The following is a 13,097-nucleotide window of genomic DNA, read 5'->3' as shown; positions in this document are numbered from 1 at the left end:
TCAAAATAACCAGGATGGCAATGTATAATTAAGCCCTAATAACTTATTTCCCTTTTCAGTTATTTCCACCATCGTGTTTTGAGTACAAGTCTGTAAATGATTGTAAAAATCCCTTACTCCCTCAGTAAAACCAAATTTTTCATCAAAGTAGTCGAGGGCCCATCCGATTGCAATACCAACTAATACTCCGACACCAATAACGACACCAATTGGACCTCCACCAACTACAAGACTTACAATTAGAACGCCTAACCAAGTTCCAACTATTGTTTTTACAGCCATTCCCGTAAGATTTGCTAAAAGATCTGTAATATCTTTTTGGCTAGTAGGTAATTTTGCCCATTTTTGAATTTCAATAGCTCCACCTACAATCAAACCTGCTAGCGATCCTTTGACCGTTCCCTTCGGGCTAAAATCAAAAGCAACCTCTCTTGGCAATACTTGAGTTAGCACATCTTTGGAGTTTGCTGCAAACTTTGCATAATGAAAATATGCACGCCCTCTGATTAAACCAATAAAGAATAGACCATTATGATTACCCAAATTTTTTATAATAAATACAGCTTGTGAAGCAGCAACTCCCATAACATTAAAGAAAGGTTTAAAAAATTTATCAATAATACTTACTCGTTTTGCCACATCTAGTGAAGCTGTAGCGACACCTACGCTTACATTCCACCAAGTAGCACTATTATCAAATGAAAATGTTTCTTTTATGCTTTTCCAAATACTCTTAAACTCTTTATCATTACATTTTTTAGGATCTTTCATATCCTCTAATGAAAACTTCTTATCTGGCCCATTATAATTTATATCAATACAATATTGAGCATATTCGTTACCATTATAATCTTGCTTATTAGATTTTCTTCCATCAACCAATGGTTGTTTTAAAATCGAAATTGTCTTTGGCTTTTCATTAGACTTATAAATCTTTCCATCTAATGCCCCGATATTTATCATTTCAATTTCTTTTCCATTTTTATCACTTATAATTATCCCCCCTTTAAATCTCGCAGGCACTTTAAAAATTACTTCCTGCCCATCTTGCCAATTTATAAAACTATTTTGCTTTAATGCATTATTAAATAACACACCACCATCATCCCTTTTAGCAATATAAGTTTTACCTTTAGATAATGATAATAATACTTTAATATCTCTAGAAAATTTCAACTCATTAATTAATGCTGTACTCTGATTTTCCCTAGGCTTAGTGAAAGTTTGTAAAGCATTTCTATCTATTTTCCATTCTCGATACAATTTATCAGAACCAACTGCTATTGCACGTTCCTCTCTGATAATTTCTAATTTAGTTTTTTTATGTCTCAGATAAATATCCAAGTATGGCCGAGTATAAAATCTACTCCGAAAATTATCAACTGAAGACCCTAATGAAATTAATCCCTTATCAGTAGATATAAGATCCGTAAATCCATTTGTATTGAAACTCGACCAATCTTTTATAATCAAAGATTTACCATTCTTATCATTTTCTTTTGCTAAAATCTTGTATTCAAAATGATTTTTATCTAACAACTTCCCAAATGGATCAAAAATTTTAAGTTTAAAATACCCCTTTTCAATCTGAACTGTTTTCACGTTTTCTTTTAAAGAGGTTTCAACTTCTGATAAACTCACTTCATACGTTGGAATCTCATAATATCCTTTACTTGGATTAAATAACTCTATTCTAATTTTTACAGGCGTTTTTGAGGATATTAAAACCGTATAACCATCTTTTGATGCAAAAATATTTTCTACAATTGGTTTATCTCCACCTTCCGAATAAACAATTCTATATTTTGCCCCCCAAAAACCAACTGATTGCGCGTATCTATCTTTAAGTACTACTCTAAATTTAGCTTTATAAGGCTTAGTCATTTTTATTTACCTATTTCTTCTTGAAATGATAAATCATTTTCAAATTTTCCATCAAAATGAATATAAAATTTCTGGCTTTGATCAGTTTCAATTAAATGTGTTTCACCATTGGAATTTGTTTTACCACTTTCCACATCTCCATTTTCATAGAAAATAAAATAATTAATATTCTTTCTTAAATTATTATCTGAATCTTTAATAATAAACTTTTTAGAATATGCTTTGCCTTGAGATATTTGAGGTAAAAAAGGAATTTTATAATCTTTTTTAGATCCTGTTACAAACTGATGCTGCCCTGCCTTTGCTTCAAATTTCCCACCAGTAGTCGAAAAAACACCAGATCCATTAATTTTGATCTGTGAACCGCCTGCAGTTAAATTAATCTCTTTCGGGCTGGTAATATAAATCGTATCTTCGGTTGAAATAATTTGAATGCCTTTACGTGCAATCAAATCTGCACCATCGCCCTGAGCCTGAATCTCAACCTTTCCTTTACCAGCAAAAGCACGTAGGCCTTCTTGCGCTGCAAATAAGCTAATCTTCTTACTTGCATGTGCAATTAAACTCTTTTGAGTACTTAAGTTAATGCTGTCACTCGCACTTTGGCTGATCTGCCCATCTGCAGAAATATGAATATCTTCATTTGTACTCAAAGCGATAGAATTGGGTGAAGCCAAGACCATTACAGCTGTTTTAAAGGCATCAGCCTGTTTCGGATCGGTTTTACTTAAGCTATCAATAAAACCCTTAATTTTATCCAATACTTCTAATGGATCAGTTTGCTGATTCTTAGCCACCTCACTGAGCGCTTTACTACTGTTTAAACTCCCTTCCAATTGCTGTTTTGCTTCTTGGGCATCCAAGTGCATGCCTGAGGCTTGCCCTTGTGAATGTGTACTGAGTAATAAACCTTGCCCTGCCCGAACTGCGCCCCACTGATCAGTCCGCAGTTCAAAGCCCTCGCCTCGGTCTGCACTGCTTTCTTTATCTTTCGGATGACTGAGCTTACCTAAATTCAGCTGCGCTGCGCCATGACTGCTTTGCAGTTGTGTTGATATTTGACCTGTAGTGTCATCAAAACGAAGCTGTCCAAAACCTTGCCCTGCGACCTCTTTGGAACGGATACCTGCAATTTTTTTGGTGTCTGGCAATTGTCCTTTATTATCAAATTTGGTTGGGTTACGTGCTCCTTCATGAATACGTCCCACCACAAAAGGCCGGTCAATATTGCCGTCAAAGAAATCGATCACCACAATTTCATCTATGCGTGGTAAGAACCGTGCGCCATAGCCATCCCCCGCCCATGGGGTTAAAACATCCACCCAAGCAGAGTCCGTATCGGTATCATTACTGCCTGCGCCACCATCATGGCTGTGGTCATCGCTACGAGTGAAAAGGAAGCGAACTTTAATCCGCCCCCACTCATCGACATGAATTTCCTCACCTGCTGGCCCAACCACTTTTGCACGCTGTGCATAAGCATTTGGGCGATGCTGTTCGATGTGATACTCAGGGACAAATGCAATATTACGTCGTTGTAAACTCAGCGTATTGGCTTGTCGTTCATCTTCATCTGCCAAATTTTTAATTGACCATTGGCTCTGTTGAATCAGCTGATTGACTTGTGTATTCAAATCTTTCGGTAAGTTGTTTTGATTATAAAAAGATTTTCCGACAATCAAAAACTCTGCATCTGCACCGCTGTGTTGGTCTATTTCTGGATGTTCTTGTAGCTCAAACCAATAACCGACATGGGTATCACGCACCGTACTCTGTGCACTAAATTGTTTTGCTTGAAGCGCATGATATTGGTTCAGTTGTTGATTGAGACGCTCAATTTGCGAACCGCCCGAAGCCGTCGCCCCATCTTCACCGTTCAGGTCTTGCATCCACGCTGGGCTGGCATGCCATGCCTGTTCTAAACCCAAGCTTGCATTATCTTGATTATCGCTATGTTGGTGGCTACTTTGTACAGAACCTGCGCCTTCTTCTTGACTCAGGCTATCTGCTTGCCAGCGTTGTACATGTACTGCGGTAGGTTGCAAGCTACGCTGTGCAATAAAGCTCGTAATACTGTCTTGTTGCTCTGTAGCGCTACTGCGATGAAAGCGTATAGAACGACGCGCAAGTGCGCTGTATTGGCTATTATCATCAATTAAACGTAACTTTTGTGGCTGAATGCTCTCTGAAGCATGCATCACCCTATTTTGCGTTTCATCAATCAGCCAATTGATACCCTCACTGCGCAGTAAACGCGTTAAGAAGTCATAATCCGTCTCATTCGACTGCATCATAAATGGACGAACATCATATTCGCGTTGTAAGCCTGAAGTATCTAAACTTAAAGCGGTGGCAAACAGTGGGCTTTTTTGTTGCCATTCTTTAAAAAGAAGTTGCACCACCTCAGGTACAGATTTATTCATAAACACACGACTATTACGACGCTTATGCCATAAAGATGTTGCATCTTGTACGCGGAGTTTATACAGCGTTAATGAGCCGTCACTTTGCCCTTGTACAGCTTCCGTAATAATGCCTGAGGTACGGATCAATTGTCCGCGATCAGAGACTTGATCGACTGCGACTTGAGCACCCAAAAAGTTTTTTAAAGGGATGAGTGCATCTGTCGAAAGGCAAATGAGTTCTGCACTCAAACCTTGGTTAATTAAATGTTCGCCATCAATGCGCTGTAGGAAAACTTGTGTGTTTAAGGCTGGATTAGAAAACTGAACATGAATAGCACGCTTTTGTGGGCTTAAGCCTAATTTTTCTAATGCAGCAAAGATATGACTTTGCATAATTATTATCTATTATAAAAATTTGATTTTTTAATTCGAGCGTATTTTAAGCAAATTTTAAGCTTCTTTCCAAGCCCTTAATTATTTCTTTTTATCAATACTTCGTAAATTGATGAGTTTATTTGATTATTATTTGTAATTGTTTTGGCCATGTCTGATCTTGGTTTAAGTCGTTTCCAAGATACACGTTGACATGGCACTCATAACTCAATACCTGATTTAGGCTGACTTAGCTTTGCTTGCAAGGTGATCTAATTTTTTTAGCACTTCAGCCACAGCTACCATGGCAAAGCTTGAGGTAACCACCACAGCAGAACCATAACCACCACAGCGTAAGCCTGCACTTGGGCAGACATCTGCACTTGAAAATGGGTTATCTATTGAATACACACAGGTAATTCCAAACTTATCTTTAGGCTTTTTACAAATGCCTTTACTCCGCAGTTGTGTACGTAGTTTTGCCAACATAGGGTCTTGTTCTGTCTTGGATAAATCTGCCACACGTATTTTAAGCGGATCGAGTTTACCCCCTGCTCCACCCGAAACAATCAGAGGTACTTTGTTAAAACGACAGTGCAACATCAGGGCAAATTTGGCTTTCACATCATCAATACAATCTAATATCAGATCTGGATTGCCCGCCAAAAGCTCTGTGACATTTTCTGGCGTTAAATAGTCATCGATTAAATTAATTTTAATGCGAGGGTTGATTGCACGACAGCGCTCAGCCATCACTTCAATTTTTTCATGACCTAAAGTCGTGCTCATAGCAGGTAACTGACGGTTAATATTGGATGCAGCCACTACATCCATATCAACCAGCGTTAATTCACCAATACCTGTACGTGCCAGTGCCTCAACTGCCCATGAACCTACACCACCAATACCAATGACCATCACATGGCTTTTTTCATAATGATTAAAGTTTTCTTCGCCATAAATTTTAGCGACGCCTGCAAAACGGCGGCCATATTCATCATCTTGAGGTAAGTCGGTCATAAAGGTTCAAAACAGCAAAAACAAGAGCGCTAGTCTAACAAATTTAGTCTGTGTTGACTGCGCTAATATTTTCACAGCACAGCTCGCTTGCGCTTGTTTGATAAATTCCGCACAATTATCTTGATTAAAATTTAAACTAAAATAATTTAAACAATGTGAAATTCAACGGTGCAAGCTGATGACGTTTTTTACTTTTTTATTGTGTCTCAATGCTTTGCTTATTTTGGCTTATGCGACACTCATTTTGATGTATCAAAAGAAAAATCTAAATTTAAGTATCATTATTCGAGTGTTGTTTTTAACTCTATTTACCTTGGTCGTGTTTGCGCACTATGAAAGTGAGCAGCAATTTATTGTAATGCTGTGTTTATGGGTCATCTTTGAAGCCTTTTATTTAAAAAAAATTCATCATGCCCAACCTGGTAAATAAGGTCTTGCACAACTCGTCACCATAAAAAAAGAGGCTTGCGCCCCTTTTTGCTCCACCGCAACTTAGTCTTTATTCATAATAAAGAAATATTCACGGTAGTATTTGAGTTCTGCAATCGAATCACGGATGTCATCCATTGCCAAATGTGAGGCATTCTTTTTCAAGCCACCCATAATTTCTGGGCGCCAGCGTTTTGCCAGCTCTTTAACACTGGATACATCTAGGTTACGGTAATGAAAGAACTGCTCAAGCTCAGGCATTAAACGGTGCATAAAGCGACGGTCTTGGCAAATTGAGTTACCACACATTGGTGAAGTTTTTGGGTTCACCCACTTTTTCAAAAATTCTAAAGTCTGCTGTTCTACATCTTGCGCCGACAATTTACTACGGCGTACACGTTCAATCAGACCTGATTGACCATGCTGACGTGTATTCCACTCATCCATCGCATTTAAAATGATATTTGATTGATGTACCGCAAGCACAGGCCCCTCTGCCAGAATATTCAAATTATCATCCGTCACAATCGTTGCAATTTCAATAATTTGATCGTTATCTGTATCGAGACCTGTCATTTCTAGGTCAATCCAAATGAGGCGAGTATCCGGTGTGCTGCTCATAAATGTGCAATCTTATTAGGCATAAAAAATCTATAGTAGCAAATTTATTGGGCCTGCGCTGTAATTAGCCCCCGCTTCATGCTATTTTTGCGGTCTAGTTTCCATGGTTTTTTAGGACACGAATGGCCTTAATTCGCAAGCGCCGCCTGACCGAACAACAGCAGCGCCGCATTCAAAAACAGCATAAATCTCGTCAAGAAGACATCGATACATCGAATGATCTTGAGGGACTGGTGGTACAACATTATGGGCGGCAACTTGAAGTTCAAGCGCTCACTGAACCTGCTGTTCATGCCGAAAAGCCAACTGTTGCTGCCGGTGAGCCTGAGCCATTTTGGAAAGCGATTGAATTGGGCAGTATCTGGCGCTGCCATACTCGGACCAATTTAGAAGCATTGGTAACCGGTGACCGCGTGAAATGGCAAGCCGACCCCAATACGGGCCTCGGGATTATTACCGCAATTCATCCACGCCAATCATTGCTTACACGTCCAGACCGCTATCACAAAGTGAAGCCTGTAGCCGCCAATGTCAGTCTGATTGTGATTGTATTTGCGGCCTTTCCAGAGGTTGCTCCTAGCTTGATCGATCGCTATTTAGTGGCCTGTGAAGATGCCAATATCCCCGCATTATTGGTGCTCAATAAAATGGATTTGGTCAAAGAAAACGACCCTATTCTAACGATTGTGCAAGAGTATAAAAACTTAGGTTATGAAGTTTTACTGACGCAGTCTGATGGTGATTTATCTGAATTGGCTGGTCGTTTAGCTGGCGAAACCGTTGTATTTGTGGGGCAATCTGGCGTAGGCAAAAGCTCGCTCATTAATACCATTGTTCCAGATGCGCTGCAAAAGACCAACATCATTTCTGAAAACTCAGCACTAGGGCAACATACCACGACCTCGACACGCTTAATTTCCTTTGGTGAAAATGCTGCCTTAATTGACTCCCCCGGAATTCGTGAATTTGGCCTCTGGCATTTAGATACAGAAAATGTGCAAAATGGTTTCCCTGAGATTCATAATTTACTCGGGCATTGCCAATTCCGTAACTGTACCCATAAACATGAGAAAAAATGTGCGTTGCGTATTGCTGCCGAAGAAGGTCAAATTTTGCAACGTCGCCTAGACAGCTTCTTACGTTTAATTGATGAAATTACGGAAGCTCAGCAAAAAAATTAGTTTTATTCTGTTGCAGCACTTGAAGCGGAGATTTTGATCACCATATTTATGAGCTATACTCTTGGCAATTTTTGAATTGTAATTTAGGTGACTTGTGGAACGTTGGTTCGAATTTATGGGGAATCACCCCTTCTTATTTGGAACGCTCGCTGTATTGGTAGTGCTGTTCTTTATCCTTGAAGGCCAACGCAATGGTCGTAAAATTTCACCGCAATCATTGGGTATTTTAGTTAAAGCTAAAAATGCAATGTTGATTGATTTACGTGATGCTAAAGATTTCCGTGAAGGTCATATCAGCGGTAGCCGTAACATTCCATACAGCCAAATTACAAAACATCTTGATGAACTTAAAACTTCTGATCGTCCATTAGTATTCGTCTGTAATTTGGGTCAAGTCGCAGGTTCAGCTTTACAACAAGTTGGACACGCAGATGCTTATCGCTTAGATGGCGGCATCAGCAACTGGAAAGCTCAAGGCTTACCTTTGGTTAAAGCAAAATAAAGATTGAGGAGATTTAACATGGCTGAAGTAACGATTTATTCTACTACTGTTTGTCCATACTGCATTCGTGCAAAACAGCTCCTTGAGCGCAAAGGCGTAGCTTATAAAGAAGTTAATCTATCCAATGAAGCGCCTGAAGTTCGTGTTGAGTTAATGCAACGCACTAACCACCGCACTGTGCCACAAATCTTTATTGGCGAACAATTTATTGGCGGTTTTGATCAACTTTATGCTTTAGAGCGTGAAGGCAAACTCGATGATTTATTGGCTTAATCGCCAATAAACATCACATCTTCATATTAAGGATTAAAGAATGAGTGAAGAACAACAAGCTCCACAATTAGCATTAGAGCGCATTTACACTAAAGATATTTCTTTTGAAGTACCTGGGGCACAAGTTTTTACTAAAGAATGGCAACCTGAGTTAAACATCAACCTTTCTTCTTCTGCAGAAAAAGTTGACCCAACTCATTTTGAAGTTTCTTTAAAAGTTGTTGTTCAAGCAAACAATGCGGGTGATACAGCATTTATCGTTGATGTAACACAATCAGGTATTTTCTTGATTGATGCGGTAGAAGAAGAACGTCTTCCGTACATTCTTGGTGCATACTGCCCGAACATTTTGTTCCCATTCTTGCGTGAAGCAGTAAATGATATGGTTACTAAAGGTAGCTTCCCTCAGTTGCTTCTTACACCAATCAACTTCGATGCTGAATTCGAAGCGAATATGCAACGTGCTCAAGCCGCTGCTGCTGAAGGCCAAGCTTAATCGTAAAGCCTCAGATATAAAAAAGACCGCATTTGCGGTCTTTTTTATTGCCTTTTTAAGGGCTCCTTCTCCCTTTGAGAGAAGGTTGGGATGAGGGTGAAATAACCCTCTCCCTAGCCCTCTCCCAAAAGGAGAGGGAACTGAAAGCGAATTATTCAGCATCCAGCATTAATTCAGCGCTCATACCGACAGTATTGAAGCCTGCATCTACATATAAAATTTCGCCTGTAATACCATTTGCCCAAGGTGAACATAGGAATAATGCTGCATTACCCACATCTTCAATGGTTACATTACGGCGTAATGGTGCAACTTTTTCATTCAAGTCGAGCATTTTACGGAATGATTTAATCCCCGAAGCGGCTAAGGTACGAATTGGACCTGCAGAGATTGCATTCACACGAATACCTTCTGCACCCAAACTTGATGCTAAGTAACGTACACCAGCTTCTAAAGACGCTTTTGCCATGCCCATGACATTGTAGTTTGGCATCACACGCTCAGAACCTTGGTAAGTCAGTGTTAATAAACAACCTTGACGCACTTGCAATAAAGGCTTCGCTGCACGCGCCATTGCTACAAAGCTATAGGCACTGATGTCATGCGCAATTTTAAAGCCATCGCGGTCCGTAATTTCAGTAAAGTCGCCATCTAGCGTATGCGCAGGTGCAAAACCAATTGAATGCACAACGCCATCCAAACCGTCCCAATGTTTTGCAAGTTCTGCAAAAGCTGTATCAATTTCTGCATCTACAGCAACATCACATGGGAACACTAAAGTTGAACCAAATTGTTCTGCAAAATCATCAACACGTTTTTTTAATTTTTCATTTGGGTAAGTAAAAGCAAGTTCAGCACCTTCACGATGTAATGCTTGTGCAATACCAAATGCGATTGATAATTTGCTGGCAATCCCTGCGATTAAAAAGCGCTTACCTGCCAATAGTCCTTGTGCCATGTGAATCTCACTCGAAAAAATTTTAAAGCATAATACCAAGTCTAAAGCATTTTAGACATTGCATAATGCACCTTTTTTTAAACTTTATCACTCCAGCTTCGCTTCAGCTCAACCAAGAGCAACATTTAAGACAATGCTAAAGCTTCCAAACTATTGCGCCATAACTGGTCTGCAAGTTTCTGTTCATCTTGCCCAAGACTTTGTGCCAAAGCCTGTAAAACATAGGGCAAATTGACAGGCGTATTTCGCGTTCGGCCACCATCACCCAACTGACAACACAGCGGTGTCATGTCTGGGCAATCTGTTTCTAATACCAAATGTTCAGGCCCTAAAGCCTGCACGACCTTATGTAGTTTCTTGGCATTTGGGTTCGTAATTTGCCCTGTCACGCCAATTTTAAAGCCTAAATGAACAAAAGCTTTGGCTTCTTCCACCCCACCACTAAAAGCATGTGCAATGCCACCATGCCGAAAATTTTGGCTTTTCAGCATTTTTAAGACTTCAGCATGAGACTTACGAATATGCAATAAAATTGGCTTTTGATAATGTTGTGCCAGCGTGATTTGACTGGCAAAAAAATACTGTTGCAGTGCAAAAATATTAGGCTGTTTATGCTGTGGCATAAAAGTATCTAAACCAATTTCACCAATGGCCACACACGTTTCTGTTTGTAAAATCTGCTCTAGATCAAACAAATGCTGTTCACGGTGCTGTTCAATATAAAATGGATGCAGGCCTGGCGCTAAATAGCTACGTGGTGCATTTGGCAGCTGTTGTACAAAATGATGACTCTGAATTAATTCTGCAAAGCGTGATTGTAAAAAACCAATATGCACCAAAGCCTCTACGCCTACCGTCTTTGCAGCCTGTGCGAGTTCAGCCCGATCAATATCAAAATCAGGCACATCAAAATGCGTGTGCGTATCAAATAAATACATGAATTATTTCGATGCAGTATTTGGTTGTGCTTCAGATGCAACGGTTTCTACTTTAGCTGGTAAATATTGTGCTTTAAGCACTGTTTCCAACTGAGCGTATGGAATCGTTAAACGAGGTAGCCCCACGACGTAAGGTCCAATGTCATATTCACCGTATTGTAAAATCAGACCCTCTTTAGACAAATAATAATTATCGCTCAGCTTAAATTTCCACGCCTGCTCATAATCTTGCACATTGTCTGCCAACTTGGCATCGATGACCCATGTTTTAAATGCCTCATGTGCTAATTGTTCTAAACGCGGCTTTTGCTTTGCTAAAAGTAGTGCATCTAAAGTTACTAATTTTTTACTTTTGAGATCAAAGTTATAATACTGCTGTGCCGACGCGCCATGCGCTCCGCCCAAATAGCTACTGCTATTCAAAACAACAGTCGCAATCGGCTCACCTGAATTTAAGATTTTAGGCTTAATCATCAGACTGATTTTTTGGGCTGAGCTTAAATTTTTCAGCTCTTTATCCAACGCCACAAAAGCCTGTAGATAGGGTTCAAGTTGCTGCTGCATTTTCACTTGTGGTGTTTGTACATCGGCCAGTGATTTTGCCTCGGATGCTACCTGAGCTTCACTGGCTGCTAGGTTTGCCTTTTTCTGTTCAGGCTCTACTGAAAGCATTGCTCCCAATTGCTGTAAAATTTGCTGATCAATAAATTCATCAATAAAGCTTTGATTACTGTTTAAGCGATCCAACGAAATTTCAGGGCAACTTTTGCCATCACACTCAGGCAATTGAATTTTTAATTTTTCTGAATCACCAATTAATTTGGCACTGAGGTCTGGCGCAGGCTTGGTCGCTTTTTCAGACTTTGCCTTAGGCTCAGCTTGCTGTGGTTGACATGCAACTAAGCCCATGGACAACACTAAAATGCTGAATAATCCTATATTTTTATGTTTTAACATTTTATTAACCTATAGCCTAAAGGTGCGCTTACATCATGTCAGTGATTGCGTGCTTTGTCATTTTCCATACACAAAATGCACCTATTTCCATCACTAAACCAATACGTATTTATATCAGATTTCAGCATTTTACTTAAAACATGGAAGGGTAAATATCCGCTTTTAATACTTGTTGGGTTTGTTCTTTGGTTAAATAAATATCCAACTGTTGCCCGTCTTTGACAATTTCGTTAGAACGATAATGCAGACCAATACCTTCTTGGTCAAAGAACCAGTCTGCCTGTCCCCAATATAATTTTTTAGGTGCATCCTTACGCACCAATGTATTTTGTTCTTTGAGCCATTCGGCATAGGCTTTTTGTACAAAAGCGTCCATTTTAGCCTGTTGTTTTGGCTCTATAATATCAAGCGCGGTTAAGTTTTTTTGCGTACGGCGGTCCGCGACAAAAAAGTAATACCGCTCTTTTACTTTAATATTTTCTTGGGCACTATCGACCCCCACTTGCATCAACACAAATTGATTCCGCTGATACGGAATTCGCGTATATACCGCCAACTCATAAGCATGATTGGCCTTAAATTCAGCTTGCCATGCATCCGATTTTTTAACATAAGCATTCACAGCTTGCTGCAAACTCATTTGTTGCTTTAAGCCAATTTGGTCTTGAATCACTTGCGCCTGCTTTTGTTCAATCCACGTATTTAACCAGCTATCTTTGGTTTTTAAGGTTTGAATTTCTAACTCAATACAATTTTTAGTTTCACAAAAAGGCAAAGCGATTTGTGCTGTTTGTTCTTGAATATTTAGGTACGGCAATACTTCTGCTAATTCTTTTTTGGGTGTAGCCTGTACTGGTTCTGAAGCAACCTTAGCATCGGATGCTTGCTGTTTTGCGCGATCATCACAGCCACTCAATCCAATACTGAGTGCGATGAATGACAAAAAGGCGGTGTGCTGAAGTAGCTTCATAACAAGCAAATAACCTATAAAAGTTAAGTTAAATTTATCACAAATTAAAACAGCTTCCTAAGAAGCTGTTTTCAATAAATCAGATACTGGT

The 13,097-nt window shown here is 39.5% G+C and carries 13 protein-coding genes; 5 read left to right on the top strand and 8 right to left on the bottom strand.

The window, feature by feature from the left end; all coding sequences use genetic code 11:
- From HYG93_RS04460 to HYG93_RS04450, 3 genes are all read right to left on the bottom strand, one after another.
- A complete protein-coding gene (locus HYG93_RS04460; protein WP_120364251.1) occupies positions 1-1,884 on the bottom strand; it encodes a hypothetical protein in 1,884 nt (627 codons plus the stop codon).
- A gap of 2 nt (positions 1,885-1,886) precedes the next feature.
- Complete coding sequence (locus HYG93_RS04455) at positions 1,887-4,682, bottom strand: type VI secretion system Vgr family protein (RefSeq protein ID WP_178961903.1); 2,796 nt, start codon at positions 4,680-4,682, stop codon at positions 1,887-1,889.
- A 219-nt stretch (positions 4,683-4,901) separates the two neighbouring features.
- Positions 4,902-5,681, bottom strand: a complete 780-nt coding sequence (locus HYG93_RS04450) for a ThiF family adenylyltransferase (protein WP_120365149.1) — start codon at positions 5,679-5,681, stop codon at positions 4,902-4,904.
- Positions 5,682-5,859: 178 nt separating this feature from the next.
- Between HYG93_RS04450 and HYG93_RS04445 the strand changes: the two genes are divergently transcribed.
- Positions 5,860-6,111, top strand: coding sequence for a hypothetical protein (locus HYG93_RS04445; RefSeq protein ID WP_120365150.1), 252 nt, complete (start codon positions 5,860-5,862; stop codon positions 6,109-6,111).
- A gap of 62 nt (positions 6,112-6,173) precedes the next feature.
- Here the strand turns inward: HYG93_RS04445 and orn are convergent, their stop codons facing one another.
- The gene (gene orn / locus HYG93_RS04440; protein ID WP_106985177.1) at positions 6,174-6,731 is read right to left on the bottom strand and encodes an oligoribonuclease; all 558 of its coding nucleotides are present in this window, start codon (positions 6,729-6,731) and stop codon (positions 6,174-6,176) included.
- Positions 6,732-6,853: 122 nt separating this feature from the next.
- On the opposite strand from orn, the gene rsgA reads away from it, so the two are divergent.
- From rsgA to secB, 4 genes are all read left to right on the top strand, one after another.
- Positions 6,854-7,912 carry a small ribosomal subunit biogenesis GTPase RsgA gene (rsgA, locus tag HYG93_RS04435; protein ID WP_106985176.1) on the top strand — a complete coding sequence of 353 codons (1,059 nt, stop codon included), beginning with the start codon at positions 6,854-6,856 and terminating at the stop codon, positions 7,910-7,912.
- A 94-nt stretch (positions 7,913-8,006) separates the two neighbouring features.
- Positions 8,007-8,414, top strand: coding sequence for a rhodanese-like domain-containing protein (locus HYG93_RS04430; RefSeq protein ID WP_106985175.1), 408 nt, complete (start codon positions 8,007-8,009; stop codon positions 8,412-8,414).
- An 18-nt stretch (positions 8,415-8,432) separates the two neighbouring features.
- Positions 8,433-8,687, top strand: coding sequence for a glutaredoxin 3 (grxC, locus tag HYG93_RS04425; protein WP_106985174.1), 255 nt, complete (start codon positions 8,433-8,435; stop codon positions 8,685-8,687).
- A 40-nt stretch (positions 8,688-8,727) separates the two neighbouring features.
- Complete coding sequence (secB, locus tag HYG93_RS04420) at positions 8,728-9,183, top strand: protein-export chaperone SecB (protein ID WP_106985173.1); 456 nt, start codon at positions 8,728-8,730, stop codon at positions 9,181-9,183.
- Positions 9,184-9,334: 151 nt separating this feature from the next.
- On the opposite strand, the gene HYG93_RS04415 is transcribed toward secB, so the two are convergent.
- The 4 genes from HYG93_RS04415 to HYG93_RS04400 all read right to left on the bottom strand — a co-directional run bounded on the left by HYG93_RS04415 (position 9,335) and on the right by HYG93_RS04400 (position 13,006).
- Positions 9,335-10,141 (bottom strand): enoyl-ACP reductase, encoded by an 807-nt coding sequence (locus tag HYG93_RS04415; protein ID WP_106985172.1) that lies wholly within the window; start codon positions 10,139-10,141, stop codon positions 9,335-9,337.
- 125 nt (positions 10,142-10,266) lie between these two features.
- Positions 10,267-11,079, bottom strand: coding sequence for a TatD family hydrolase (locus HYG93_RS04410; protein WP_178961901.1), 813 nt, complete (start codon positions 11,077-11,079; stop codon positions 10,267-10,269).
- Between the two features lie 3 nt (positions 11,080-11,082).
- Positions 11,083-12,036 (bottom strand): RsiV family protein, encoded by a 954-nt coding sequence (locus HYG93_RS04405; protein ID WP_120365152.1) that lies wholly within the window; start codon positions 12,034-12,036, stop codon positions 11,083-11,085.
- 133 nt (positions 12,037-12,169) lie between these two features.
- Positions 12,170-13,006 carry a hypothetical protein gene (locus tag HYG93_RS04400; protein WP_120365153.1) on the bottom strand — a complete coding sequence of 279 codons (837 nt, stop codon included), beginning with the start codon at positions 13,004-13,006 and terminating at the stop codon, positions 12,170-12,172.
- Between the last annotated feature and the right edge of the window lie 91 nt (positions 13,007-13,097).

This window comes from Acinetobacter sp. SwsAc6 (assembly GCF_013391565.1).
Lineage (GTDB): Bacteria > Pseudomonadota > Gammaproteobacteria > Pseudomonadales > Moraxellaceae > Acinetobacter > Acinetobacter cumulans.
This window is presented reverse-complemented; position numbering and strand designations above follow the sequence as displayed.

Coding starts and splice junctions, on each gene's coding strand:
- orn (WP_106985177.1), bottom strand. CDS start 6,731: ATGAGCAGCACACCGGATACTCGCCTCATTTGGATTGACCTAGAAATG.
- HYG93_RS04410 (WP_178961901.1), bottom strand. CDS start 11,079: ATGTATTTATTTGATACGCACACGCATTTTGATGTGCCTGATTTTGAT.
- HYG93_RS04400 (WP_120365153.1), bottom strand. CDS start 13,006: ATGAAGCTACTTCAGCACACCGCCTTTTTGTCATTCATCGCACTCAGT.
- HYG93_RS04405 (WP_120365152.1), bottom strand. CDS start 12,036: ATGTTAAAACATAAAAATATAGGATTATTCAGCATTTTAGTGTTGTCC.
- HYG93_RS04415 (WP_106985172.1), bottom strand. CDS start 10,141: ATGGCACAAGGACTATTGGCAGGTAAGCGCTTTTTAATCGCAGGGATT.
- secB (WP_106985173.1), top strand. CDS start 8,728: ATGAGTGAAGAACAACAAGCTCCACAATTAGCATTAGAGCGCATTTAC.
- grxC (WP_106985174.1), top strand. CDS start 8,433: ATGGCTGAAGTAACGATTTATTCTACTACTGTTTGTCCATACTGCATT.
- HYG93_RS04460 (WP_120364251.1), bottom strand. CDS start 1,884: ATGACTAAGCCTTATAAAGCTAAATTTAGAGTAGTACTTAAAGATAGA.
- rsgA (WP_106985176.1), top strand. CDS start 6,854: ATGGCCTTAATTCGCAAGCGCCGCCTGACCGAACAACAGCAGCGCCGC.
- HYG93_RS04455 (WP_178961903.1), bottom strand. CDS start 4,682: ATGCAAAGTCATATCTTTGCTGCATTAGAAAAATTAGGCTTAAGCCCA.
- HYG93_RS04450 (WP_120365149.1), bottom strand. CDS start 5,681: ATGACCGACTTACCTCAAGATGATGAATATGGCCGCCGTTTTGCAGGC.
- HYG93_RS04445 (WP_120365150.1), top strand. CDS start 5,860: ATGACGTTTTTTACTTTTTTATTGTGTCTCAATGCTTTGCTTATTTTG.